Source organism: Raineyella antarctica, from assembly GCF_900092135.1.
GTDB lineage: Bacteria > Actinomycetota > Actinomycetes > Propionibacteriales > Propionibacteriaceae > Raineyella > Raineyella antarctica.
In genome coordinates, this window is the sequence record NZ_FMYF01000011.1 from 13,134 (window position 1) to 38,730 (window position 25,597).

At 68.9% G+C, this 25,597-nt stretch carries 22 protein-coding genes; 9 read left to right on the top strand and 13 right to left on the bottom strand.

From position 1 onward, the window contains the following. Window positions 1-134 precede the first annotated feature (134 nt). The 3 genes from GA0111570_RS14005 to GA0111570_RS14015 form a co-directional block, all read right to left on the bottom strand. Entirely contained in the window at window positions 135-1,079 is a 945-nt protein-coding gene (locus GA0111570_RS14005; protein ID WP_092612613.1) for an ROK family glucokinase, read from the bottom strand. Between the two features lie 126 nt (window positions 1,080-1,205). Then, complete coding sequence (locus GA0111570_RS14010; RefSeq protein ID WP_092612617.1) at window positions 1,206-2,633, bottom strand: MFS transporter; 1,428 nt, start codon at window positions 2,631-2,633, stop codon at window positions 1,206-1,208. A gap of 35 nt (window positions 2,634-2,668) precedes the next feature. Then, complete coding sequence (locus GA0111570_RS14015; RefSeq protein WP_092612620.1) at window positions 2,669-5,734, bottom strand: glycoside hydrolase family 2 TIM barrel-domain containing protein; 3,066 nt, start codon at window positions 5,732-5,734, stop codon at window positions 2,669-2,671. A 361-nt stretch (window positions 5,735-6,095) separates the two neighbouring features. On the opposite strand from GA0111570_RS14015, the gene galK reads away from it, so the two are divergent. From galK to GA0111570_RS14030, 3 genes are read left to right on the top strand one after another with little or no spacing between them, the layout of a single operon-like run. Continuing rightward, entirely contained in the window at window positions 6,096-7,337 is a 1,242-nt protein-coding gene (gene galK, locus GA0111570_RS14020; protein ID WP_425438627.1) for a galactokinase, read from the top strand. Window positions 7,338-7,395: 58 nt separating this feature from the next. Next, on the top strand, window positions 7,396-8,493 hold the full coding sequence (locus tag GA0111570_RS14025) for a LacI family DNA-binding transcriptional regulator (RefSeq protein WP_092612623.1): 1,098 nt from the start codon (window positions 7,396-7,398) through the stop codon (window positions 8,491-8,493). Continuing rightward, window positions 8,490-9,860 (top strand): UTP--glucose-1-phosphate uridylyltransferase, encoded by a 1,371-nt coding sequence (locus GA0111570_RS14030; protein ID WP_092612626.1) that lies wholly within the window; start codon window positions 8,490-8,492, stop codon window positions 9,858-9,860. Before GA0111570_RS14025 ends, GA0111570_RS14030 begins: the two co-directional genes overlap by 4 nt. 308 nt (window positions 9,861-10,168) lie before the next feature. Here the strand turns inward: GA0111570_RS14030 and GA0111570_RS18445 are convergent, their stop codons facing one another. Then, the gene (locus tag GA0111570_RS18445) at window positions 10,169-10,633 is read right to left on the bottom strand and encodes a DUF4913 domain-containing protein (protein ID WP_092612629.1); all 465 of its coding nucleotides are present in this window, start codon (window positions 10,631-10,633) and stop codon (window positions 10,169-10,171) included. 28 nt (window positions 10,634-10,661) lie between these two features. On the opposite strand from GA0111570_RS18445, the gene GA0111570_RS14040 reads away from it, so the two are divergent. The 3 genes from GA0111570_RS14040 to GA0111570_RS14050 all read left to right on the top strand — a co-directional run bounded on the left by GA0111570_RS14040 (window position 10,662) and on the right by GA0111570_RS14050 (window position 14,153). Then, the gene (locus GA0111570_RS14040; protein WP_092612632.1) at window positions 10,662-11,099 is read left to right on the top strand and encodes an ArsR/SmtB family transcription factor; all 438 of its coding nucleotides are present in this window, start codon (window positions 10,662-10,664) and stop codon (window positions 11,097-11,099) included. Then, window positions 11,096-13,087 (top strand): heavy metal translocating P-type ATPase, encoded by a 1,992-nt coding sequence (locus tag GA0111570_RS14045; protein WP_092612635.1) that lies wholly within the window; start codon window positions 11,096-11,098, stop codon window positions 13,085-13,087. The genes GA0111570_RS14040 and GA0111570_RS14045 overlap by 4 nt, the downstream gene beginning before the upstream one ends. Before the next feature lie 148 nt (window positions 13,088-13,235). After that, window positions 13,236-14,153, top strand: a complete 918-nt coding sequence (locus tag GA0111570_RS14050) for a cation diffusion facilitator family transporter (protein ID WP_092612638.1) — start codon at window positions 13,236-13,238, stop codon at window positions 14,151-14,153. A gap of 383 nt (window positions 14,154-14,536) precedes the next feature. Here GA0111570_RS14050 and merA read toward each other — a convergent pair whose 3' ends face one another. Then, window positions 14,537-15,961: a mercury(II) reductase gene (gene merA / locus GA0111570_RS14055; RefSeq protein WP_092612641.1), complete on the bottom strand. Its 1,425-nt coding sequence runs from the start codon at window positions 15,959-15,961 to the stop codon at window positions 14,537-14,539. 99 nt (window positions 15,962-16,060) lie between these two features. Here merA and GA0111570_RS14060 point away from each other — a divergent pair, with 99 nt between their 5' ends. Then, window positions 16,061-16,450 (top strand): heavy metal-responsive transcriptional regulator, encoded by a 390-nt coding sequence (locus GA0111570_RS14060; RefSeq protein WP_092612643.1) that lies wholly within the window; start codon window positions 16,061-16,063, stop codon window positions 16,448-16,450. A 168-nt stretch (window positions 16,451-16,618) separates the two neighbouring features. On the opposite strand, the gene GA0111570_RS14065 is transcribed toward GA0111570_RS14060, so the two are convergent. From GA0111570_RS14065 to GA0111570_RS14100, 8 genes are all read right to left on the bottom strand, one after another. Then, entirely contained in the window at window positions 16,619-17,794 is a 1,176-nt protein-coding gene (locus GA0111570_RS14065; protein ID WP_092612646.1) for a sensor histidine kinase, read from the bottom strand. Then, window positions 17,791-18,510 (bottom strand): response regulator transcription factor, encoded by a 720-nt coding sequence (locus GA0111570_RS14070; RefSeq protein ID WP_217634184.1) that lies wholly within the window; start codon window positions 18,508-18,510, stop codon window positions 17,791-17,793. Before GA0111570_RS14070 ends, GA0111570_RS14065 begins: the two co-directional genes overlap by 4 nt. Next, window positions 18,510-19,226, bottom strand: coding sequence for a PepSY domain-containing protein (locus tag GA0111570_RS14075; RefSeq protein WP_217634185.1), 717 nt, complete (start codon window positions 19,224-19,226; stop codon window positions 18,510-18,512). The genes GA0111570_RS14070 and GA0111570_RS14075 overlap by 1 nt, the downstream gene beginning before the upstream one ends. Continuing rightward, window positions 19,223-19,486: an SHOCT domain-containing protein gene (locus tag GA0111570_RS14080; RefSeq protein WP_092612649.1), complete on the bottom strand. Its 264-nt coding sequence runs from the start codon at window positions 19,484-19,486 to the stop codon at window positions 19,223-19,225. The genes GA0111570_RS14075 and GA0111570_RS14080 overlap by 4 nt, the downstream gene beginning before the upstream one ends. Window positions 19,487-19,773: 287 nt before the next feature. Then, a complete protein-coding gene (locus tag GA0111570_RS17740; RefSeq protein WP_175557509.1) occupies window positions 19,774-20,316 on the bottom strand; it encodes an SHOCT domain-containing protein in 543 nt (180 codons plus the stop codon). A gap of 117 nt (window positions 20,317-20,433) precedes the next feature. Then, window positions 20,434-21,042, bottom strand: coding sequence for a thioredoxin-like domain-containing protein (locus tag GA0111570_RS14090; protein WP_092612655.1), 609 nt, complete (start codon window positions 21,040-21,042; stop codon window positions 20,434-20,436). A gap of 135 nt (window positions 21,043-21,177) precedes the next feature. Then, on the bottom strand, window positions 21,178-22,296 hold the full coding sequence (locus GA0111570_RS14095) for a sensor histidine kinase (RefSeq protein WP_092612658.1): 1,119 nt from the start codon (window positions 22,294-22,296) through the stop codon (window positions 21,178-21,180). Next, the gene (locus tag GA0111570_RS14100; RefSeq protein ID WP_092612661.1) at window positions 22,293-23,018 is read right to left on the bottom strand and encodes a response regulator transcription factor; all 726 of its coding nucleotides are present in this window, start codon (window positions 23,016-23,018) and stop codon (window positions 22,293-22,295) included. The genes GA0111570_RS14095 and GA0111570_RS14100 overlap by 4 nt, the downstream gene beginning before the upstream one ends. A 448-nt stretch (window positions 23,019-23,466) precedes the next feature. Between GA0111570_RS14100 and GA0111570_RS14110 the strand changes: the two genes are divergently transcribed. After that, complete coding sequence (locus tag GA0111570_RS14110; RefSeq protein ID WP_092612664.1) at window positions 23,467-24,972, top strand: multicopper oxidase family protein; 1,506 nt, start codon at window positions 23,467-23,469, stop codon at window positions 24,970-24,972. Window positions 24,973-25,128: 156 nt separating this feature from the next. After that, window positions 25,129-25,518, top strand: a complete 390-nt coding sequence (locus GA0111570_RS14115; RefSeq protein WP_139283262.1) for a hypothetical protein — start codon at window positions 25,129-25,131, stop codon at window positions 25,516-25,518. The last annotated feature ends 79 nt before the right edge of the window (window positions 25,519-25,597 follow it).

A 25,597-nucleotide genomic window follows, 5' to 3' on the forward strand; every position in this document is an offset into this window, starting at 1 on the left:
GTCCTCGACTTCCGTTTCCATGCGGACCGGTGAGGTCCACGGCTTCCACGGAAGAAGGCCGGTGAGGGGTGCGCTGTGACGGCTGGTCGACAAGGGTGAGTGAGAGCTCCATTGCATATGAGCTCCCCGATGGATCACACCGCCCTGGACAGGTCGGCCGCTCCCACGAGTCCGGCCAGGTTGCCCTGCCTGGCGAGCCTGACCTCCGGCTCCGACCGGAAACTGCGGGCGGAGAGGAGCGACGTGAACGACTCCTGTGCGGGCCGGCGCAACAGGTCGCCGGCTTCCGAGACGCCCCCGGCGAGGACGAAGACGTCAGGATCGAATGCCGCAGCCAAGGCCGCCATGCCCCGGCCAAGCCACACGCCGAGATTGCGCAGGCACTCCAGGGCGGCGGGATCGCCCGCGCGGGCCGCCGCAGTGATGTGGATCCCGCTGATCTGGTCGGCTCGCCCGCCGGCCGACTCGAGCAGGCCGGCCCCGCGGGCCGGGTCGAGGGTGGCCAGTTCTCGCGCATCGGCGACCAGGGCGCTGCCTGACGCATACCGCTCCCAGCAGCCGCGCAGTCCACAGCCGCATCGGCGGCCGTCGGGGCGGACGACCATGTGGCCCCATTCCCCGGCCAGGCCGTGCGTGCCTCGGACGAGCTCCCCGTTCAGGATGATGGCTCCGCCGATGCCGGTTCCGACGGTGAGGATGACGGCGGACGAGGCGCCGCGGGCCGCCCCGAACCTGGCTTCGCCCCAGCCCGCTGCGTTGGCGTCGTTCTCGACCACGGTGGGCAGTCCAGTCGCCCGGCCGATCCGCTGTCCGAGGGGTTCGTTGCGCCAGGCCAGGTTCGGCGCGAACAGGACCGTGCAGCGGTCCTCATCCACCAGGCCGGCAGCGCCGATGCCGATGCTGTTGGCTCCGTACTCCGCCGCGAGCGCGGAGGCTATCTCCGCGATGGTGTCGGCTGTCCGGTCGGCGTCGCGGGCTGGCGTGGCGCGACGGATCTGCGCGAGGACCGTGCCGTTCTCGTCGACGACCCCGGCTGCGATCTTCGTTCCGCCGACGTCTACGCCGATGGCCAAGGACATGGTGGCGATCCTCCTCATTCGTGTACGTGGGGTTGCCCGGGCCCCGGACAGGGATGACCCGGTTGCTGCTGGTGGGCCGGCAGACGGTGGCGGCCGCCTGGTCGAGCAGCCGCCACCGCGCAGGTGCTAGCTGGTGACGGCCAGGGAGGCGCGCAGCTTCCGGTTCGCCTTCTCGACGTCGAGCCGGGTGAGGAAGAACAGGATCACGAGATTGGCGATCGCCGGGATCCCCAGGTACATGAAGTGGAGCATGCTGATCGCCGACGCGGACTGGACCGCGGCGCCGCCGACGTAGCCGCTGGCGGCGAGCAGCCAGCCGGTCAGGGCGGTGCCGAGGCCGCCTCCGATCTTCACGCCGAGTGTTGTGCAGGAGTACATCATCCCGTCGAGGCGCTTCTTGCTCTTCAGGTAGGTGTGCTCGGACGCCTCGGCGATGAGCGCGTTCAGGGTGCCCTGCAGCGGGCTCATCCCGAAGGATGCCACCGCGGAGAACAGCAGCATCAGCGGGATGCTCCCGAGGTAGGCGCCGACGACGACGCCGATCCGGCCGACGACCGCGATCGCGTAGCCGACCATGTTGACCTTGTACATCTGGCCGAACCGCTTCACCAGCACGGGGGTGAACAGCAGGCCGATGATCAGCGGGATGTTGATCGCCCAGGCGAAGACACCCAGCTTCGTCGCGTCGCCCAGGATGTAGGTCATGAAGTAGATGCCCATGTTCAGGGTGGCGGTGAAGATCTGCGACAGCAGGAACACGGCGAGGATGATCAGGTAGTACTTGTTGGTGAGGAGGAGGCGCGCGCCTTCCTTGAAGGTGTACCGCTCGCTCTGCTCGAGCTCCTCGCGGGCCTGGGGGGCGTCGGGGCGGTCGGCCAGTTCCTCCGGCGGCAGTTCCTTGACCGACATCACCGACAGCGTGTTGACCGCGAGGCCGATGATCGCGTAGATGATCGCGATGGTGCGCCATCCTTGGGTGCCGCCACCCAGCATTGAGACCCCCTGGACGGTGAAGGTCTGGATGAGCATGCTGGTGGTGAAGGCGAACATGAACCGGATGGAGCCCATCTGGACGCGTTCGGCGTTGTTGCGGGTGACGAGGGCGGTCAGCGCCGAGTAGGCGATGTTGTTCGCGGTGAAGAACACCGAGTTCAGCAGCGTGTAGGCGAGGAAGAACCAGACGTACTTGCTGATGGCGTCGAAGCTGCTCGGGACGGCGAAGGTCGCGACGAGGGTGATCGCGCAGCCGATGTAGGGCCACAGCATCCAGGGCCGTGCCTTGCCCATCCGCGTCTTGGTGCGGTCCAGGATGGTCCCGAAGCCGAGGTCGGTCACGCCGTTGAACAGCTGCGCGACCATCATCAGCGTGCCGATCACGCCGGCGTTCATGCCCATCTCGTCGGTGAGATAGATCATCAGGAAGGCCGACATGAAGGCGTAGACGACGTTTCCTGCGATGTCGCCGGAGCCGTAGCCCACCTTGTTGTACCACTTCAGGTACGTCTTCTCCGGTGGAGTCACCGTTGCCGCCTGGGTCGTCGTTGTCTCGATCATTGGGTCACCTCTTCGTGTTCCCGTGTGGATGGGGGTCAGTTGTTGGTCTGGGGGATGAGCATGAAGTCGAAGCTGAAGTCGGTCTCGTCCACCTGGTACTTCTCCAGGAGTGCGGGACCGCAGCTGTTGGACCCGATGCCTGCCATCGCGTGGTCGAGGCACAGCACGGTCGAGCCACTGGGCCGGAGCTCGTGGTTGTGGCCTCGTTCGGCCAGTTCCTCCTGGGTGTGGCGCGACGCGTTGAAGGAGAACGAGGACGAGGACACCGCCGTCAACGAGGTCGTCGCGTCGCCCACGGTCACGTGGTCACAATCGGCGTGGCTGCCGTTCTCCTGCGGGCGCAGGTAGTCGGTGTGCAGGCTGTCGCGGTCGGTGGCGAAGAGCCCGTGGTGGCTGGCCCGGTGCTTGTCCACGTAGCTCTCGTGCGGGCCGAGGCCGCAGTAGGTGACGTGTTGCATGGACTCGGGCAGGAACAGCCGCAGCCCGTACCGGGGGAACGAGGGGAAGCCGTCGGCCCGCTGGACGTGCACCGACACGGCCAGGGTCCCGTCGCCGTACGCCCGCCACACCGCGCTCATCCGGGAGATGGGCTGGATGACCGGGGCCGTCATCGCCATGCTGACGTGCAGGGCGACGTGGTCGTCGTGCTGCTGGACCCGGTGGTCGTAGGCGCGTTCCCGGGCCTGGTGGTAGCGAGCCCGCTCCCACTCCAGCCGCACGTGCCGATCGTTGTCGGTGGGGGCGCGCCAGATGTTCAGCTGCATCGGGCGGTCCAGAAGTTCCCGCCCGTCGAACTGCAGCGAGGCCGGCATGCCGGTCGCGGGGTCGAAACGGTAGGCGAACCGATCTCCGAAGACCGTGATCCCGCACTCGTCCTGCGCCAGGGCCGGTGCCGTCCGTGGGCGCGGCGCCGCCAGCAGAGCAACCGCTGTCCGGTTGCGGTCGTCGTTCGTACGCAGGGGGACCTCGTCGAACCCCAGGTCGTGGCCGGCCTCCCGTAGTGCGTCCGGCCGGCGCAGGGTGTAGCTGACGAGCAGGTGGCACCGGCCGGACTCGGGGACCGTGGCCGCGCAGGGCACCGCGACGGTGGTGTGGGGCGGGATCGGGACGTCGAGCGGGACCGGTCCTTCCTCGACGACCTCGCCGTCGCGCAGCACGGTGTAGGTCACGGTGAGGTGGTCGGCCAGGTCGGTGAAGTCGAGGTCGTTGCGGATGCGCAGCAGCCCCGTGTCCTGGTCGAACCCGGTGACCCGGGCGGGCCGCTGGACGTTCTTCAGCTCCAGCAGGCCGACGTGCGGCGTACGGTCCGGAGCCACCAGCCCGTCGACGCAGAAGTTGCCGTCGTGCACGGTCTCGCCGGAGTCACCGCCGTAGCCGTAGCGAGGAGTCCCGTCCTCGGCGTGGTCGAGCACGATCGCGTGGTCGCACCACTCCCACACGAAGCCGCCGCAGAGCCGGTCGTCGGCGCGGATGAGCTCCCAGTAGTCCGCCAGATCGCCCGGGCCGTTGCCCATGGCGTGGCAGTACTCGACGAGGATGAACGGCTTGTCCGGGTCGCCCTCGAGGTATCGGCGGATCTCGTCGAGCTCGGGGTACATCCGGCTGTAGAGATCGATCGCGGAGTAGTCGTACTTCCGCTTGGAGTCCCGGTAGTAGGAGCTCTCGTAGTGGGTGAGCCGTCCGGGGTCGAAGGCCTTCATCCAGGCCAGGGCCACCTCGAGGGTGCAGCCGTACGCACATTCGTTGCCGGCCGACCACGCGATGATGCTGGGCCGGTTCTTCTCGCGCTGGACGCAGAGCTGCACCCGGTCCAGCGTCGGCGCGACCCAGTCCGGGTTGTCCGCGACCAGGTCGTTCCAGTGCTCCACCGTGTTGTCCCACGAGTCGTCGGCCAGGTACTGGGTCTGGGTGCCGTGGCTCTCGTTGTCGGCCTCGGACATGACGTAGAAGCCGTACTCGTCGCACAGTTCGTAGAAGCGCGGGTCGTTGGGGTAGTGGGAGCTGCGGACGGCGTTGATGTTGTGCTGCTTCATCAGTCGCAGGTCGCGTGCCATGTGGTCGAGGTCGACGGCCGGCCCGGTGACGGGGTCGGAGTCGTGCCGATTGACGCCGCACAGCGTGATCGGGCGGTCGTTGAGACGGAGCACGGCGGCCGCCGTCCCCACCTCGCGCATCCCGACGCGGTCGATGATGACCTCGTCCGCGGACTCGAGGACCAGCGTGTAGAGGTGCGGGTGCTCGGCGGTCCACAGCAGCGGGTCGACGACCTCGAGGACGGCGCGGTGGCTGTAGCTGTCGTCACCGTCGAACGGCTCCAGGGTCGAGGTCGCGACCGTACGTCCGTCGGGGTCCTGCAGCGTGAGGGTGGTGGCGACCGGAGCACCGGCGTAACTCCCGCGCACCTCGGCCTGCCAGGCCCGACCGTTCCGGGACGTGGTGGTGAAGTAGTCGAAGAGCACCGACTCGGGGCGAGCGAGCAGGTAGACGTCCCGGAAGATGCCGGAGGTGCGGAACTTGTCCTGGTCCTCCAGGTACGTGCCGTCGCACCACTTCAGGACGAGCACGGTCAGCCGGTTGCGGCCGGCCTCGACCATGCCGGTGACGTCGAACTCGCTGGTGGCGTGCGAGACCTGGCTGTAGCCGACGTAGCTGCCGTTCAGCCAGACGTAGAAGCACGAGTCCACGCCCTCGAAGTCCAGGTGCAGGCGAGGGGCCGCCGCGTCGGGCACGTGGTCGAAGTCCAGCAGGTAGACCCCGCAGGGGTTGTCGTACGGGACGAACGGGGGGTCCAGCGGGATCGGGTAGCGAACGTTGGTGTACTGGTGCGCGTCGTGGCCCTGGTGCTGCCAGGTGCCCGGCACGGTGATCCGGTCGAACCCCTCCGGCGCGTGGTCGCGCGCGACGACGCGCTCGGGCACCTCGTGGATGCTGGGGTAGTAGCGGAAGTCCCAGGCACCGTTGAGCAGCCGGACCCGATCGGAGAGCTCGCGAGCCCTCGGCCCCGGGGCGAGTCGCGTCGAGGACGGGATGTAGTAGGCCCTCGCCGGCAGCGTGTTCTCGTGCAGGACGCTCAGGTCCTCGTGGTGCCTGGGGATGTTCATGGGTGGATTTCCTTCTCAACCTCGTTGTCGATAGGTGGCTGTGCCGGCTGCATGAGCGCGGGCCGGTTTCAGCCCGTCGCACTGCTGCCGCACGCCGTGTCCTGCGTACGTCGACGATCGGGTCGAGTGGGTGCTCACCGTCGAGTCGATCTCCTCGTCGAGTGGTGACAGCTGCCTGTCACCGGCCCCGAGACATGCGATGTTTGCGCAATCATCGGGTGACATCTACGATGATCGGCATCAAGTAGCGGGGTTGTCAAGCCGGGTGGCAAGATGTGTGATAACGCAAACATTCGGGCAGATTCGGGCAGTTCCGCAGCCAGGACGCAACGTGGCGGCAGCAGGAGTGAGGCAGGTATCAATGGTGATGACGGCCGTGGAGCACAGGACTGATGTGCATGACTGGAACGTGGCGTGGAGCCGCGACGAGGGGGTGGCGCGAGCACAGGCACTCTTCGAGGAGGCATTCGATCGGCCCCCGGAGGGCGTGTGGGCCGCACCCGGTCGGGTGAACCTGATCGGCGACCACGTCGACTACAACCAGGGACTGTGCCTGCCCATCGCACTGCCCCACCGCACGTACGTGGCCCTGGCGCCGCGTTCGGACGGGCGGGTGCGGATGGTCACCGGGCTGGATGACGGCCAGCGGTGGGACGGTTCCCTCAGCGAGATCCGCCCCGGCGGGGTGGCGGACTGGGTGGCCTATTGCGCGGGGCCGGCCTGGTCGCTGCTCCGCGCCGGGATAGACGTCCCCGGCTTCGACCTGGCCATCGCCTCGTGCGTGCCCATGGGGGCGGGCCTGTCGTCGTCGGCCGCCGTGGAGTGCGCTGTCGGGCTCGGCCTGGCCGAGCTCGCCGGCCATCCGATGGGGGACGACGCGGGCCGCAGCCGGCTCGCCCAGCTGTGCACCGAAGCCGAGAACCAGGTGGCCGGGGCCCCCACCGGCGGGATGGACCAGGCGGCCTCCCTGCGCGCCCGGACCGGCCACGCCCTGTTGCTGGACTGCGAGTTGGACACCGTGACCCACGTCCGGTTGCCGCTGGAGGACTGGGGGCTGGAGCTCCTGGTGATCGACACCCAGGCGTCCCACGCCCTGAGTGACGGGCAGTACGGGCAGCGCCGCGCCGCCTGCGAGCGGGCCGCGGCACTGCTCGGCGTGGATTCACTGCGCCAGGTCGCCGAGGGAACGGACCCCGAATGCCTGGACGCCGTTCTGTCGATGCTGGCGGATCCCGTCCTCGCACGCAGGGCTCGCCACGTCGTGACGGAGATCTGGCGGGTCGGCGCGTTCGTCTCCGCGCTCGGGGCGGGTGACCTGGTGCGGGCCGGCCGGCTGATGGTCCAGTCCCACCTGTCGCTGCGGGACGACTTCGAGGTCAGTGTGCGCGAGCTCGACGTGGTGGTGGACGCTGCCCTGGCAGCGGGGGCCCTCGGTGCGCGGATGACCGGTGGTGGTTTCGGGGGCAGCGCGGTTGCGCTCGTACCCGCCAGCGCTGTACGGACGGTGGCCAGTGCAGTGATGGCCGAGGCCCGCCGCCAGGGAACGCCTCCGCCGGTCATCCACCGTGCCTCGGCTTCCGGCCCGGCGGAACGGCTGCTGTGATCATGGTCGCGCAGGGATGCGGCCCGGACGACGTACCACCTCAGACAGGAGCAGGGGAATGACCCACGACGTGCAGGACCAGCCCTCGCGCAGGGGAGGCGTGAGCTGGTCCCAGGGTGCGACGGCACGCGACGTCGCGGCTCTGGCCGGGGTGTCCACCCAGACCGTCTCCCGGGTGGCCAACGGCGCCCAGAACGTCTCACCCGACACTCGGCAACGGGTGCAGGACGCCATGGCGACGCTCGGCTACGCCCCCAATGCTGCTGCGCGGATGCTGAAGGCCGGACGCTCCGACACCATCGGAGTGGTCGCGCACCACCTGAGCCGCACCGGAGAGGCGCACATCGTCGAGGCGGTGTGCTCCACGGCTCGGTCCCGCGGCTACAACATCCTGCTCACGGATGCCGGCAGCGGATCGGTCGAGGAGACGAACCACGCCATCCTCCAGTCCCGCCGCGGAGTAGCGGGTCTCGTGGTCCTGGGCCTCGAGACCAGGGAGGTCGAGCGACTGCGCTTCCCGAGGAACCTGCCACTGGTGATGGCGGACTCCCGACCCTTGTCCGTGCCGGGCGTGGGATTCGACCAGGTGGGCGGTGCCCGGCTGGCCGTCGAGCACCTGCTGGGCCTGGGGCGCCGCACGGTGCACCTCGTTGCGGGCCCGCTGGAGTCGGTCCAGTCGCAACAGCGTGAGGCCGGCTGGCGGGAGGCCCTGGCGGCGGCCGGCCGCCCCGCACCGCAGCCGATGTACGGGGACTGGTCACCGGCTTCCGGCTACCGCATCGGCAAGGAGCTGGCCGGCGATCCAGCTGTCGAAGCGATCTTCGTGGGGAATGACGAGATGGCTTCCGGGGTGCTCCGGGCCCTGCACGAGGCCGGCCGGCGAATCCCCGACGACGTCGCCGTGGTCGGCTTCGACGACATCAGCGCCGAATGCCTCTGGCCCCCGCTGACGAGCGTGCACCAGGACTTCCGCGCCGTCGGAGAAGGACTCGTTCAGCTGCTGGTCGAACAGATCGAGGGGCGGGATGGGTCCAGACATGTCACGGCGGTGCAGTCACGCCTGGTCCCCGCCCGCCTGGTCGTTCGCGAGAGCAGCGCCGCGCGACGGCAGCCGTCCATGGTCCCGGACCCGTCACGTAGAGGAGAGGTCGCATGAGTGATACCCGCCGCCGGCTGGCGCTGGCGAAGATGAGGGAGGCCGGAGTGGGCACCGCCGCGATCGAGGTCTTCGACCAGCTCTACACGCAACTGGAAGGTGGGGCCGCGGGTCTCATCGCGGAGGACACCATCAGCCCGCTCATCGCACCGCCGATGCTCGACGAGGTCGACGTGGACGACCGGGCCGGCCGTGAGGCACTCGCGAGGACCGCCGTGATCAAGCTGAACGGCGGCCTGGGCACCTCGATGGGACTCGACCGGGCCAAGAACCTGTTGGAGGTCCGCGACGGTCTCACCTTCCTCGACATCATCGTGCGGCAGGTCCTGTCGGCCCGGCAGACCTACGGCGTGCAGCTGCCCCTGCTGTTCATGAACTCCTTCCGCACCCATGACGACACGCTCGCGGCGCTGGCCGACTACCCCGACCTACCGGTCGGCGATCTCCCTCTGTGCTTCCTGCAGAACCAGGAGCCCAAGCTGGGCGCGGATGACCTGGCCCCGGTCCGATGGCCGGCAGATCCCGGCCTGGAGTGGTGCCCCCCGGGCCACGGCGATGTCTACACCGCCCTGTACGGGTCGGGGATCCTGGACGCACTGATCGAGCGAGGGTTCCGCTACGCGTCCTTGAGCAACGGAGACAACCTCGGGGCCTCGCCCGACGCTCGCGTCGCCGGGTGGTTCGCCGCAACGGGTGCCCCCTACGCGGCAGAGGTGTGCCGACGCACGGCCAACGACCGGAAGGGAGGGCACCTTGCCATCCGCAGGAGCGACGGCCAGCTGATCCTGCGGGACACGGCCCAGACACCTGCCGACGAGATGCACTACTTCACCGACGAGCATCGCCATCCCTTCTTCCACACCAACAACCTCTGGGTCGACCTGGCGGCCCTGAACTCCCTGATGGACGAACGAGGTGGCGTGCTGGGCCTGCCACTGATCCGCAACGAGAAGACCGTGGACCCGTCCGACCCGACATCGCCCAAGGTCATCCAGCTGGAGACGGCGATGGGGGCTGCGATCGAGGTATTCCCGCGCGCGACTGCGATCGGCGTCGGCCGCGACCGCTTCCTGCCCGTCAAGACCACCAATGAGCTGCTGCTCCTACGCTCGGACCTGTACGAGCTGGACGACCGGGCCCGCCTCGTCGCGCAGGCACCGACCCCGTCGATCGCGCTCGACGGGAACTTCAAGCTGGTGGGCGACTTCTCCCGGCGCATACCGCACCCCCTGGGGCTGCGCCGCACCACCTCCCTGACGGTTTCCGGAGACGTCTCCTTCGGAAAGGGCGTGCAGATCGTGGGGAGCGTCGAGATCACCAGCGACCAGCCCACTTCCATGCCTGACGGCACGGTCCTGGAGGGCTGACCGCTGGGATGTGCGCCGGTCCATGGACTTCCCCCGGTCGAGCGGGACTTCTCGGACACGCCGACGCTCATCGACCGGCGGGTAGCCGTGCCTGGCCTCAGGGAGGTTCTCCTTCGCAGCGGGCAGCTCGACGCCGGATCGTTCTTCTAGGTCGGTGACCATCTTGACGACCTGGTCGAGGTCGTCCCATTCCTTCAGGTGGGCCCTGAGAAGTTGGGCTCGGGTCTTGGACGCCCACATGAGCGCATCCCGCCCGACCCACGTCGTCACCACGCCAGTGGGGTCTACAGCCATGTCTGATTCTCCGTTCAGGTGAAGATGCCGGGGGGTGGTGGTTCGGCGGTCCATGGGGGTAGTTGGTTGTGTTCGCCGGTGAGGGGGTGGCATTTGCGGAAGGGGCCGGTGGTGCTGGTGAGTTCGCGCATGAGGGGGTCGGCGTAGGTGAGGAGCCAGGTGGCGATGCCGTGGGGGCCTTGGTAGCGGAGGGCTTCCCAGGTGCGCCAGAGGGCTTCGATCCGGGTGTAGGCCTCGGTGCCGCGTCTTGCGCGCTCGATCCGGTGAGAGGAAGGCCGTGACAGGCCGCCGCAGTCAGGCCCCGGTCCAGCCTCAAGCCGCAAGCGCCCTACGCATCTGCCGGTAGTCGGGGTCCGTCGGAGGTGTCTGTCCAACCAACGTGATTGACAGACCCATGCGATGTCCGATCCGGCTGCAGAAGTGTCGATCAAACCAACGTGATTGTTGGACGATGCCGGCGGTGAGCGCGGTGTCTTCAAAAACGGTCCTGACTGCTATCATCGTCGAATGACGATACTATCGGGAGCGTCGGGTGGTTCCGACGTTGAGAGTGGTGGTGCGGGATCAGAGGACTTGGTGTCTGCTGCGGCGTTGTTCCACGGGTTGTCGGATCCGACGCGGTTGGCGATTCTGCAGCACCTGACGTCGGGTGAGCATCGCGTACGGGATCTGGTGGAGCATCTGGGGCTGGCCCAGTCGACGGTCAGCGCACACCTGGCGTGTCTTCGGGAGTGCGGTCTGGTCGAGTCGCGTCCGCAGGGACGGGCCTCGTTGTTCTCCCTGGCCAACACCCCGGCCCTCCTGGCGCTGCTCGTGACGGCCGAGAGACTCCTCGCGGCGACCGGCTACGCAGTCACCTTGTGCCCGAACTACGGCATCGGGACCACCGGGAACCCTGCCCCCGAAGACCTGAAGTTCCATGACGCCAAGGAGACCGACCGATGAGCGATTCCCAGATGACCCGCCGCGATGACGACGAAGAACTCGTCGGGGGGCCCGGGGGCCGGATTGATGATGATGACGACGATGACGCGGACGTCGACCATTTCTGGCAGGTCCGCGAAATGCAGTTCGGTGTCGTGTCCGGCCTGCTGTTGCTCGTGGGGTTCCTCCTGGGGCGGGCCGGTCAGGAGGGCTGGTCGCTGGGCCTGAGCTTGGCCGCGCTGGTCCTGGGGGGCTCGACGTTCGTCCCCGAGGCGCTGCAGAAGCTGCGCCGCGGCAAGTTGGGCATCGACCTGCTGATGACGATCGGCGCGGTCGGTGCCGCGCTCCTCGGCCAGGTCGAGGAAGCAGCGACCCTCGCCTTCCTGTATTCGCTGAGTGAGGGGCTGGAGGAGTACTCGGTCGCCAAAACCCGCAAGAGCCTGCGGGCGCTGCTGGACCTGGTCCCGCGCGAGGTTACCGTGCGGCGCGGCGGCGCGGATATCGTGGTCGATCCGGATGAGGTCGTTGTCGGCGACCACATGGTCGTACGACCAGGGGAACGCCTGGCGACCGACGGGATCATCCGTTCCGGGCGCACCGCGTTGGACACGTCGGCGATCACCGGTGAGTCGATGCCGGTCGAGGCGGGTCCCGGTGATGAGGTCTTCGCGGGTGCGATCAACGGCACCGGCGTGCTGGACGTGGAGGTCACCAGCACCGCGGAGAACAACTCCCTGGCGCGCATCGTGCAGATCGTGGAGTCCGAACAGTCCCGCAAGGGCGCTACCCAGCGGTTGACGGACAGGATCGCCGGGCCCCTTGTGCCGGGGATTCTGATCGTCGGTCTGCTCATCGCTGTTGTCGGCGCGATCTACGGGGAGGCTGCCTTCTGGATCGAACGGGCCCTGGTTGTCATCGTGGCGGCATCGCCGTGCGCGTTGGCGATCTCGGTGCCGGTCACCGTGGTCGCCTCGATCGGTGCGGCCAGCAAGCACGGTGTCCTGGTCAAGGGTGGTGCCGCGATGGAAACCCTCGGCAAGGTCGGCACCATCGCCCTGGACAAGACCGGGACCCTGACCCGTAACGAGCCGGTTGTCATCGACGTCGCAACCACCGGCGGCCACACCAGCCAGGACGTGGTGGCCCTGGCCGCCGCGCTGGAGGCGCGCAGCGAGCATCCGCTGGCCCGCGCCATCCTCGCCGCCGCGCAGGCCGTGCCCGAGGCTCAGGCCGTGGAGGCGGTCACCGGTGCCGGTCTGAGTGGCACGGTCGGCGAGGTGGCGGTGCGGTTGGGCCGCCCGGGCTGGATCGAGCCGGGGACCCTGGCCGGCGACGTGGTCCGGATGCAGGAAGCCGGCGCGACCGCGGTTCTGCTCGAGGTGGACGGACTCGTCGTCGGCGCGATCGCGGTCCGCGACGAACTGCGCCCCGAGGCTGCAGAGGCCGTCGCAGACCTTCGCCAGCAGGGCTACACCGTGGCCATGCTCACCGGTGACAACCACGCCACGGCCCACGCCTTGGCCGCCGCGGCAGGCATTGACGAGGTCCACGCCGACCTGCGCCCGGAGGACAAGTCCCGCCTGGTGGGCCAGTTCCGCGACTCCGGACGGGTGACCGCGATGGTCGGTGACGGTGTCAACGACGCCCCGGCGCTGGCCACCGCCGACCTTGGCGTCGCGATGGGGGCGATGGGAACCGACGTGGCCATCGAGACTGCCGATGTGGCGCTGATGGGCAATGACCTGCGACTCCTCCCGGGGGCCTTCGCCCACGCCCGCCGGACCCGGCGGATCATCCTGCAGAACGTCGTCCTCTCGTTGGTGCTGATCGGGGTACTCATCCCGCTGGCCCTCACGGGCGTTCTGGGGCTGGCCGCCGTGGTCCTGGTCCACGAGGTCTCGGAAGTCATCGTCATCGCCAACGGCGTGCGCGCCGGCAGGTCGAGGGCCCTGCGCACCATCGCTGGCCCCGTGTCGGCACCGGCGACCCGGGTCGCCCCCCACAGCTGACCGTGGGCCTGCACTGTGTGATGACCGGTGATCGGGGTTGTGGTCTAGCCCGGGCGCCTTCGACGATTCCCTCGCCGGCAAGAAATGCGTATTGCATGCCACATGCAAACAAGACCCTCAGTGGTTGAAGATCGGAAAGGACCAGGCAATGAGCGGACACGACCACTCCCACACTGCAGACACGGGGCGGGACCGCGGCAGGCTCCTCGCGGCCCTTGGCGTGACAGTGATGATCATGGCCGCGGAGGTGGTCGGGACAGTCCTGTCGGGTTCGCTGGCGCTCCTGGCCGACGCCGGGCACATGCTTACCGACGCCTCCGGGCTGTTGATCGCCCTGATCGCCGCCTCGCTCGCCCTGCGTCCCCGCACGCCCGAGCGGACCTGGGGGTACCAGCGAGCCGAGGTCCTGGCTGCCGCCCTGCAGGCTGGGCTCCTGCTGGTCGTGGGCGTCTTCGTCATCTACGAGGCCGTCCGCCGGCTGGTGGAACCGCCCGAGGTCGGCTCCGGCGCCATGCTCTGGTTCGGCATCATCGGCCTGGTGGGCAACGCCGTCTCCCTGCTCGTACTCGCCGCAGGGCGGCGCAGCTCCTTCAACCTCAGGGCGGCATTCCTGGAGGTCCTCAACGACGCGCTGGGCTCCGTGGCCGTGATCGTCGCCGCGATCGTGATCACTCTGACCGGCTGGACCCGCGCCGACGCCCTCGTCTCGCTCCTGATCGGGGCACTGATCCTCCCGCGGACGCTTCGGCTGTTGAAGGAGACCATCGATGTGCTCCTGGCCGCCACCCCGAAGGGTCTGGACCTGCGCAGTGTCCGTGACCACATCCTTGCCATGCCGCACGTAGTCGACGTCCACGACCTGCACGCGACCCTGATCGGCACCGGCACCCCGGTGATCACCGGACACGTCACGCTCGAGGACCGCTGCCTGACCGACGGCCACGCCCAGCAGATCCTCTCCGACCTGCAGGACTGCGTCGCCGACCACTTCGACGTCCCCGTCGAGCACTCAACCTTCCAGCTCGAAACCACCTCCCACCGCGATCAGGAACGCCTCCACCACTGACCCGGACCAAGGGCCGGGGGCAAACGTGTCCGGCGTCCAGCTCGACGGGCCCGGCACCGGAGCGTCGGCCCGGCTGTGCCGGTCGGGACGGTGCCAGGGCATGACGTTTGCCCTCGTCGAGGACGACCACCATGGGGACCTGGAGCTGGCCTGCAGGGCAGTGAGAGGCGTACTTCTCGCTCGCGGTGGCGATAGCCCCGCTCAGCACCGCGGCGGTGGCTCGCCCACTGCCTGGTAGCGGTGGCCAGCCCCGGCGAACCGTCTGTCAAAGGAACGTGATGGGACTGCTGCACGGATAGGTGAGACCTATCGGTGCAGCAGTCCCGTTACATGTGGTTGCCCCCTTCAGGGCGCACCCTTCATAAGTGGGTCGCGTGATGTGGTCAGGCGCAGCAGGAGAGTGTGGAGACGTCGGTCGTGAAGGCCTGTGCGGCGAGCCTGATGCCCTCGGCCATGGTCAGATACGGGGCCCAGGAGTCGATGACGTCGTCGATGGTCCTGCCGAGGATGTGCACCCCGGCGGCGGCGAGTTCGCCGGCGTCCTTGGCGAGGGCGGTGATGCCGAGGATCTGCTTGGTGTCGTCGTCGATGACGATCTTGATGAAGCCGCGAGTGTCGCGGTTCACCAGCGCGCGAGGCACGTATTCGAGCGGCAGCACGCTGCAGTTGCACCGGATGCCGGCGGCGACGACGGCGGCCTCGGTCAGCCCGACCGCCCCGATGGCGGGGGTGGTGAACGTCACCCGCGGCAGGTGGGTGTAGTCCACCGAACGGCCCACGCCAGTGAACGCATTGTCGGCCACCAGAGCACCGTGACGGGCGGCGACGTAGACGAACTCGTGGTGGCCCGTGACGTCTCCAGCCGCCCAGATCCTCGGGTTGGAGGACTGGAGCTGGTCGGTGACCTGGATCGCGCCCGACTCATTCGTCGCGACTCCTACCTCCTTCAGGTTGAGGCCCAGGGTGACCGGGCGTCGGCCCAGCGCGACCAGGATCCTGGCGGCACGGAACTCCTGCTGGCCACCCGAGACCGCGGCTGTCGCGACGACCTGACCCGTCGCCGCCTCCTGCCGCAGGTGGGTGACCTCGGCGCGCCGGACGACCCGGATACCCTCATCGGCGAAGACGTCACGCAGCGTCCTGTGTACTTCGGGCTCTTCCTTGGAGGCCAGCCGGGACCGGACCAGCATCGTCACCGTCGACCCGAGCCGTGCGAAGAGCTGGGCCATCTCCAGTGCCACGTAGCCGCCACCCAGCACCAGCAGCGACTCCGGCACCATGTTCAGTTCCATCGCCGTGGTGGAGGTCAGGTAGCCGACATCATCCAGGCCGGGGATCGGCGGGGCCCAAGGGCGCGAACCTGTCGCCACCAGATACTGAGCGGCTTCAATCGTCTCCACGGGCCCGTCGGGTGTGGTCACCCGGAGGACGGGTGCCTCCGGGCTGCCGGTGAACGAGGCGTCACCCTCGACCACGCGCCAGCCGTACGCCTCGGCCACGTCGACATACTTCTCGCCACGCAACTCCTCGACCAAGGCCTGCTTGCCACCGATCAGCCCGGCCATGTCCACCGCCCCCGCACTCGCCGCGATCCCGGGGAACCGGTGGGGGGCGTCGGCTGCGGTGTGGCGGGCCTCGGTAGCAGCGATCAGTGCCTTCGAGGGCACGCAGCCGGTGTTCACGCAGGTGCCGCCGAACGTGCCGCGTTCGATCATCACCACGGCCTTGCCCAGGTTCGTGGCTCGGATCGCGGCGGAGAACGCCGCACCACCTGAGCCGATCACTGCCAGATCCACTGAGGGACCCATCTCGATACCTCCCGACGGTTGGGAAACTCACCTGATGCCGCCATACTGGACCTTCCAGCACAGGGGAAGGTCAAGCGGGCCTCGAGACGGGAGTAGCAGATGAGGATCGGTCAACTCGCCGAAGCTGTAGGCGCGACCACCAAGACCTTGCGCTTCTATGAGGAACGCGGCCTTCTGCCACCCGCACAGCGCACGCCGTCGGGTTATCGGGACTACACCCCCGACGCCGCCGCCCGAGTGGAGTTCATCCACCGTGGACAGGCTGCCGGACTCACCCTCGCCCAGATCCGGCAGATCATCGATGTCCGTGACCGTGGGCAGGCGCCGTGCGAGCATGTCCGCGACCTGCTCGACGCACGACTGGCCGACATCGACCATCAGCTACAACAACTCACTACCCTGCGGGCCACCATCGCCGAACTGCGTCAACAGGCAACACGGCCCGCACCGGAGTCCTGCCCTCCTGGCCAGATCTGCCGCTACCTGTAGAGCGGCCTGCTCGCTGCCCCTCGGATTCGTGGGCCGGCCGGGAGAAGGCCAAAGCCTGCTTACGAGGTATGTCAAGTGAACGAGATTGTTGGACTCAAGCGGGCCGGTGGGGTAGCCATTTCAGGGCAGCGATCCCGCTCTCGTTGAGTCGTTCGTTCGATCAACGGTCTATCGCGGGGATGCTGGACGCCTGGGGGCCGGTTGGTTGGCGAGGAGACTGGTCGAGGTGGCGGGTGGGATCGTGATGGTGAACTGGGCGCCCTGTCCGGGGCCGTCGCTGTGGGCGATGAGGGTCCCGTGGTGGGCTTCGATGATGGCCCGGGCGATGGTGAGGCCGAGGCCCGACCCGGGGCTGTTCGGCGCCTTCGTGAAGCGGTGGAAGAGGTGTTCGGCTTCGGCCGGGAGGAAGCCGGCTCCGGTGTCGCTGACGGCGATCACCGCGGCTGCGCTCTTGGTGGTGTCGCTCGGTTGTGCTGTCAGCGTCACGGTGCCTCCGGGCGGAGTGTGGCGCAGGGCGTTGTCGAGCAGGCAGCCCAGCGCCTCCTGGATCCGGTCGGGGTCGACCAGCACGGGGGGAATGGCGGCCGTGAGGGACACCTTGAGGTGGACGCCGACGGCCCGGTAGCGCTCGCGTTGCGCGGCGAGGGCCTCCTCCACCAGGGCCGGGACGGCGACGCGTTCGACGTCGAGGAGGAGTTGGCGTTCTTCGGCTCGGGAGACGACTTCGAGGTCGGCGACGAGGCGTCGCAGCCTGGCGCTCTGGGCGGTCAGGGTTTCCAGGGTCAGGTCGTCGGGGGGCAGGACCTGTTCGCGTACGGCTTCCAGGGTGGCTTCGATCGACGCGATCGGGGTGCGGAGTTGGTGGGCCAGGTCGGCGGTGAGCTCGCGTCGGGTCGCCTCGGTGGCCTGCAGCCGCTGGGCGAGTTCGTTCAGTGACGCTGCAAGGGTGGCCAGTTCGGGTCCCATGCCCGGGTCGGGGACGCGCGCGTCGAGGTGCCCGTCGGCCAGGTGACGACTGGTGTCGGCGGCCTCCCTCACGGCCGCCGCGAGTCGTCGGGCCACCAGCCAGCTGATCGAGGAGGCGGTGAGCGTGGCGATGATCACGCCGACCCCGACCGACACCAGGACGGCCACGTCGAGGGCCCGGCCGATGTGCTCCAGCACCCCCGCTTCGAGCGGGACGCCGGCCCTGCGCAGGTGCAGCTGGAACACCACCGGTGCGATGAGCAGCACAGTCACGACGACGGTGCCGGCCCCGGCCACGATGACCAGCAGGTTGTTGAGCAGCAGTCGGGGCGCCAGTCCGAGCCGGGCCAGCCTGGCGTCGGTCCGCTGGCGGGTCATCCCGGCCCCATCCGGTAGCCGACCCCACGGATGGTGAGCACGTAGCGCGGATCGCGAGGATCATCGCCCAGCTTGCGGCGCAGGTGGCCCACATGGATGTCGACGAGGTGCTCATCACCGGGTGCTGAGCCCACCGGACCCTCCCAGACCCGGTCCAGCAACTGTGCCCGGGTGAACACCACCCGGGGAGCGCTGCTCAACGCCTCCAGGAGCTCGTACTCGGTGCGGGTCAAGGCGACCACCGACCCAGCCACGCGGACCTCGCGGGCCGGCACGTCCACGACAAGATCCCCGAACACGCGCGTCTGCGCGCCTGCCGGCGACGCGGGGTCGGCTATCGGGGTGCGGGGGCGTCGCAGGAGGGTGTGGATCCGTGCCACCAGCGCGCGGGGGGAGAAGGGTTTGATGACGTAGTCGTCGGCGCCGACCGCGAGCCCGATCAGCATGTCGACCTCATCGGCGCGTGCGGTCAGCATCAGGACGTAGCACGTGCTGAACGTACGCAGGCGTCGACACACCTCGATGCCGTCCATGCCGGGCAGGCCGAGGTCGAGCACGACGACGTCGGGCTCGGATTCCCGCGCGAGGGCCAGCGCTGTCTGGCCGTCGGCGGCGGTGCGGACCTCGAAGCCGTCCTTGACCAGGTAGCCCTCCACGACCCGCACGATGCTGGGTTCATCGTCGACGACCAGCGCGCTCAGCTTCTTCTCTGCCACTAGGCGTCCTCCTCCGCAAGGAACTGGGCGTGCCACGTGTGGTTCCAGACCGCGCCGGTGGTGGCGTTCACCGACAGCATGCCCACCTTCTTGCCGCCCGAGGTGACATCGATCGTGTAGTAGCCCGGATAGGCCTCTGGGGTGGCCGCGCTCTGGCCGGCTGCGTTGGTCTGCAGCCAGCGGTTGGCGATGGCCACCGCCTGATCGGGGGAAACCTTGGCTGTGCGGTTGCCGGTGTTCCACATCATGGCAGGGCCGTACTCGGTGGAGACCGTACCGGTGGCCGGATCGACGAGTACCTCCGTGGTGGGGGCACCTGAGGTGTCCTTCAACTCGACGTAGAAGTTGTTGGTGAACTGCATCACCTCACCCGGCCGTAGCCCGCTGGAAGCGGCGGCCTGGGTGGCGCGGGCGCGGGCCTGGGCGATCGTCTCGACCCGGACGCCGTCGCCGGCCAGCCACACGTGGCCGCCCATCATGCCGCCGGATGGGCCACCGACCTGCCGGGGACCGCCGGGACCCATCATCGGGGGGCCGCCGGTGGTCGGGCCGCCGCTCCCGGACGCCTGCGGGGCGATGCCACCCGCGGGCGCGGCGGCCCGTCCGAATCCCCACGCCGCGAAAGCTACCGACGCGACCAGGAGCAGGCCGGCGACGGCCAGCACCGCCCAGGCCAGCCACCGGGGGCCGGCCTGGGTCAGACGCTTCCTGGTCATCGGCGTTCCTTACGAGCGGATGCCAGCGCGGCACGCTGGGCCTGGTAGGTCTCCAGGTCGATCTCGCCGCGGGCGAAGCGGCGGTCCAGGATCTCCTCGGGAGTTTCCTGCGGCGGCTGCGGGGAGCCGCCCTCCACCCGGCGCGCAGGCAGGAGCCGGGTCACCGCCCACGCGATGAGCGCGATCAGGACAATCCATACCAGCACCATCCCGATCATGGCGCCCCATCCCATACCGCCCCAACCGCCGTATCCCATCATGGTGATCCTCCTGGTGTCAGGGGGCGATCACTTTGACCGCCCCATGCATTCAGCCTCGCAGCGCCCGGTAATGATCGTGGTGGGGGCAAAGTAAAGATTTCCCACAGCCCCTGACACCGCCCATCGAGGCCCGTTGGCCACGGGGCCGGGGGTGCGGCGCCGGTGAGGGTGGCAGGACTTCGTCTCGATCGGGCTGCGGAGTGGGCGCCGGATCGGGAATGGGCGAGCACACCCCGGGACGCCACGTACGGCAGTCCCGGGGGGTGCGCGCTTGACTCGACGTGCGATCAGGCTGCACGCCGGTCCGGTCGGGCCGTGTCCTGCGGTCCGAGGTAGGGCATGCCTGCGGTCGGGTCGATGCCCTGGTCGCGGACGGTACGTAGGGTGGCCACGCGCTCCTGGTAGTCCTCCGGGGTGATCTCGCCGGAAGCCAGACGTGCAGCGAGCGCGCTCATGGCCTCATCTTCCGGGCTCGTTGCGGCGCCCTGCCCGGCGCGGTAGGACGCCCGTGCGGCGCTGTGGCTGTCCCGATCGCCCTCGGAAAGCTTTGTGATCAGCGGGGTCCCGTGGTGGGCGCGCCGATACAGGTAGTTGAGCGCGGCGATGACGAGAAGGGCGAGGATGAACAAGGCGAAGCCTGCGAATATGCCGACCCATCCCGCGCCGCCGTAACCTGCGCCGCGGTATCCCGCGCCGCCCCATCCCATTCCGCCCCATCCCATCATGGTGATCCTCCTGGTTTCAGGGGCGATCGCCTTGATCGCCCGATGTCTTCCAGCCTCCCAGCGGCCGGTAAGGATCGAGGTGGGGGCAAAGTAAAGATTTCCCACACCCTCACACCCCCGGCTGGCTGACCTACCGGCGGGGGCGTGCCGCCTGTGCAGGTGGCAGGATTCTCCTTCCAGCCGGGGATGAGTCGACCAGGCCAGTCAGTGGTCGAGGGTGACTCAGCGGCTGGCCGGGGTGCCGGCGCCGCCGGTGCACTCGCCGCGGGGTTCGGGTGCCTTGCGCGCGTCGGCGTACGTGTTGATGAACGTCTTGAGCTGGGGGTCGGTCGCGTCCTGCAGTTTGAGCTGGACGCCCCAGGCAGTGGCGACGACGGGGGCGGGCAGTCCCGGGTAGGGGCTGAGCAGGGCGTAGGGCTGGCCGGTGACGTCAGCCTGCAGGGCGGCGACCTGGTCGGCCGCCAGGTCGGGGCGGTAGGTGATCCAGAACGCGCCGTGTTCGAGGGAATGCACGGCGTTCTCGTTGGGAACGGGGCTGGTGTAGATCCCGCAGTTCTGCCAGACCGAGGCGTGGGGGCCGCCGGCCGGGGGCGTCTGTTGGTAGGTGACCGGGCCGGACACGTGGTCGCGGGACAGGCTGGGGTAGGTGAGCGCGCCGCTGGTCGCCGTGGGCTGACTCGGCGTACGGGTGACGGCCCAGGTGATGAGGAGAGCGATGACGACCAGGGCGACCGCGCCCGCACCGGCGCCGATGAGGCGTCGGCGGCGGGCGCGGGCGGCGTCCTGCTTGCGGATCGCGTCGAGCTTGGCCCGTGCGTTGCTACTAGTCATGGGTGGGAGTTCTCTGTTCGGTGAAGGGGCGGGACGGGGGCAGACTGCTGGCGGTGCGCCGATGGCCTCCGGCCGCCGGGTCTCGGCAGGGGTGCGGAGCTTGGGGCGGATCGGCGGCCGGATCGGTGGGCGCTGTCATGGGCGTGATCGGGGTAGCAGGATCTCGAAGGTGGCTCCTTGCCCGGGGCCCTCACTGTGGGCGGTGATGGTGCCTCCGTGGGCGTCGATGATCGCCTTGCTGATGGTCAGGCCGATACCGGACCCGGAGCTGTCCCGGTCGCGGGCGGTGTCGCCGCGGTAGAAGCGTTCGAAGACATGGGGCAGCTGGGACGCCAGGAGCCCTTCGCCGGTGTCACTGACGATGATGGCGACCTCATCGGATGCCGACCGTGCGCTGAGGGTGACCCGTCCGCCAGCGGGGGTGTGGCGCAGCGCGTTGGTGAGCAGATTGCCGAGGACCTGGCCGATGCGGTTGGGGTCGACGTCGACAGCCGCTCCGGCCCCGTCGGCGGTGGCGGTGGCGAGTTCGACGTGCTTGTCGTCGTAGCGGGCCCGGGCGCTGTCGGCAGCCATGGCGATCAGGTCCGCGACCTGGTAGGGCTGGCGATCCAGGTGGAGACGGCCTTCTTCTGCCCGGGAGACGTCGTTGATGTCCTGGGCGAGGCGGGCCAGCCGGTCGGTCTGGGCGGTGAGGACGGTTCGGGTGTCGGCGTCGAGGTCGGTGACTCCATCGAAGAGTCCCTCGTGGTAGGCGCTGAGGGTGGCGATGGGGGTGCGTAGCTCATGGGCGAGGTCGGAGAGCAGGCGCCGGCGGGTGGCCTCGACGTCCTCCAGCCGGCCGGCCATGGAGTTGAACGCGGTGGCGAAGGTGTCCAGCTCGGATCCACCTCCGACCGCCGGGACCCGGCGGGCGTAGTGGCCGCGAGACAACTCGCGGGCGGCGTCGGTCAGTTCATGCAGGGACCGGCGCAGTCGGCGACTGACCAACCAGGACACCAGGACCGCGCAGACCAGTGAGATGAGCAGGGCGACCCCCAGGGCCAGGGCGCTGGCTTCCCGGTAGGCCTGTTCGATGTGGCCCAGCTCAGGAGAGTTGGCGGTATGCCCGGACTGGAGGAGGTGGTCATGGAAGATCTGGGGGCCCACCATCGAGGCGACCAGGCCGGCGGTCAGGACGCTGGCCAGCAGGACGATCGTCTGGCCGGCCATGAGCCTGCCGGCCAGGGTTTCGCGCGCCCATCGCAGGGGTTTCATCCCAGGCCCATGCGGTAGCCGACGCCCCGGACGGTGCGGACGTAGCGGGGTGCGGTCGAGTCGTCGCCGAGTTTGTGTCGCAGGTGGGCGACGTGGACGTCGACGACGTGGTCGTCGCCGACCCAGCTCTCGCCCCAGACCTCATCGAGGATCTGGCGCCGGGAGAAGGCGAGCTTGGGCCGGGAGGCCAGGGTGGCGAGGATGTCGAACTCGGTGGGGGTCAGGTCGATCAGGACCCCGCCCACGTGGACCTCACGGCCGGCGACATCGACCCGAAGGTCCCCGAAGACGCGGGCCGGCTCTTCCACCCGGGGCGTGGTTCCGGTGGGGGTGCGGGGCCGACGTAGCACGGTCTGTACCCGGGCGACGAGTTCGCGCATGCTGAGCGGCTTGGTCAGGTAGTCATCTGCCCCCACCGACAGGCCGATCAGCTTGTCGACCTCGTCGGTGCGGGCGGTCACCATGATGATGTAGCAGTCGCTGAAGGTGCGGATCCTGCGGCAGACCTCCACCCCGTCCATGCCGGGCAGGCCGAGGTCGAGGACCACGACGTCGGGGGCATCCTCCTGCGCGGCAGCCACGGCGTCCGGGCCGGTGTGGGCCAGGCGGGTCTGGTAGCCCTCGCGAGAGAGGTAGGCGGCGATCATCCCGGCCAACGGTTTCTCGTCGTCGACCACCAGGACCTGGATCCGTGCCGCCGGTTCGGCGTCTGCTGGGTTCACACGCCCAGTGTGCGCCGCGCGCTGACGGCTCTCCTGACCGCGGATGCCTCCTGGTCGCCATCTTGATCGAACCTGAACGAACCTGTGACGAGTTCCCTATGTGGGCGGGCGAGAGTCGACAGTGAGCGCTCGTACGACCAGGAAAGGAGAGCACGGTGGACGGGATGAGTGGATTGCCCGGTTGGGGCATGTGGGTCGTCATGATCGTCGGCACCGCAGCTTTCTGGGCCGCCGTCTTCCTGGCGGTACGTGCGTTGTACAGCGGTCGGGACACGGCTGGCTCCCCGGACCCTGAGGCTGCCTGGGCGGCTGATCGGTTGGGGGAGCGGTTGGCTCGAGGGGAGATCACGGTCCAGGAGTATGAGTACCTGCGTGCCGAGAGCGATGCCGTCCCCGTTCGGCCTCCGTCCCGACCACCTCACCGCTGAGATAGAGGAAAGGCATCACCATGCAACGACTCTCACGTCGGGCCGTCCTGATCGGAGGCCTCGGCCTGGGCGCCGGAGCCCTGACCGCCTGCTCCACCCGAGGGGGCAGGGGATCAGGATCTGCGGCACTCGGACCCGTCTCCGCAGCGACTCCCTCGCCAGGACAGACGGTGGTGGAGAAGTCGCTGTCGGCCAAGCCGACCACGATCGACCTGGGCGGCCCAAAGGTCGCGACCTGGGCCTACGGCGACACGCTGCCCGGACCCCTGATCCGCGCCACGGCCGGCGACTTCCTGCGCCTGACCCTGGACAACCAACTCCCGGACGACACGAGCATCCACTGGCACGGCATCCGGCTGCACAACGCCGCCGACGGCGTGCCCGGGATGACGCAGGATCCCGTCAAGCCCGGACAGAAATTCGTGTACGAGTTCACCGCACCCGACCCCGGCACCTACTTCTTCCACCCGCACGTGGGCGTCCAACTCGACCGCGGGCTGTACGCGCCGCTGATCATCGACGACCCGCGCGAGCCGGGCGGTTATGACGCCGAATGGGTGGTCGTGCTCGATGACTGGGTCGACGGTACGGGCCGCACCCCCGATGAGGTCCTCAAGCAGCTCATCGCTGCAGGCGGGTCGGCCTCCCCGTCCTCGAGCGGCGGCATGGGCGGGATGGGAGGGATGGGCGGGATGGACCACGGTGCGATGGGCTCCTCCACGGGTGCTCAGCCGTGGGGGGATGCCGGTGACGTGACCTACCCGCACTTCCTGCTGAACGGCAAGGTGCCGGCCGCACCCGAGACATTCGCCGCCAAGCCGGGGCAGAAGGTGCGCCTGCGCATCATCAACGCCGCCTCCGACACGATCTTCACCGTCGCGCTGGGCGGACACAAGATGACCATCACCCATACCGACGGCCATCCGGTGGTCCCCCAGGAGGTCTCCGCGCTCTACATGGGGATGGGTGAGCGCTACGACGCCATCGTCACCCTGGGTGAGGGGGTCTTCCCGCTGGTCGCCCGACCGTTCGCCAAGACCTCGGGCGGTCAGGCCCTGGGCCTGATCCGCACCGGCGCCGGCACCGCCCCGGGCCCCGACATCACACCGGCCGAACTGGGCGGGCAGGTGCTGATCGGCTCCCAATTGCAGCCCGCGGAGTCGGCCAAGCTGCCGGCCAAGTCACCCGATGCCACCGTCCAACTGAACCTGGAGGGCTCCATGCAGCCCTACCATTGGGCCATCAACGGCGCGCCGTTCGGGAAGAACACGCCCCTGACCGTGAAGGCCGGCCAGCGGCTGCGCATCAACGTGATGAACATGACGATGATGACCCACCCCCTGCACCTGCACGGCCACACCTTCGCCCTGCCCTCGGGGCTGCGCAAGGACACCGTCCTGCTCGGGCCGATGGAACAGCTGCCGATCGACCTGGACGCCGACAATGCCGGCAAGTGGGCCGTCCACTGCCACAACATCTACCACGCCGAGGCCGGCATGATGATCGGCCTCAACTACGTCAGCTAGCCGGTCCCCCACCCATCTGCCTGCACCACCGGCCAGCGACCCCCTCGTCGCCCCGGTGGTGCAGGCTTGACAAGACCTTGACCGCTCCGATCACAGGCCACCACTTTCGTGCGCGACTCTCGAAGGACAAGCAGTCCATCGCACCAAGGAGCGATCATGGATCCCGATTTCCCGTACAGCGATCCCACCTTCCCCTACAGCCCCGGTACCCAGACCGACCCCGACAGGTACGCCGCCCGCAGCCTCACCCCTCCCACCGACCTTCCCCGACCCGTCGACCCCCCGCAGGCCGGGACCGAAACCGAAACCGCCCCTGGGCACCACAAGGGCCACAACCACTGGATGCATCTGCTGATGTGCGCCCCGATGGTCCTGGTCGTGGGCTATCTGGTGCTGGCCGGCAAGGTCGGCGGAGGCGCGATCCTCTATGCGGTGGGCTGCCTGGTGATGATGGGCGTGATGATGGCCATGATGAACCACGGCTCGGGCGACAACACCTCGGATGCCCACAGCTCGGGCAACCACCCCTCCGGACATCGGCACTGAACCGGGCGCCCTCGCCGAACGTGAGGCATCCGCGCGCTGGCGGCCGGGCGGCCACGATCCTGCGGAGGCCCTGAAGTCC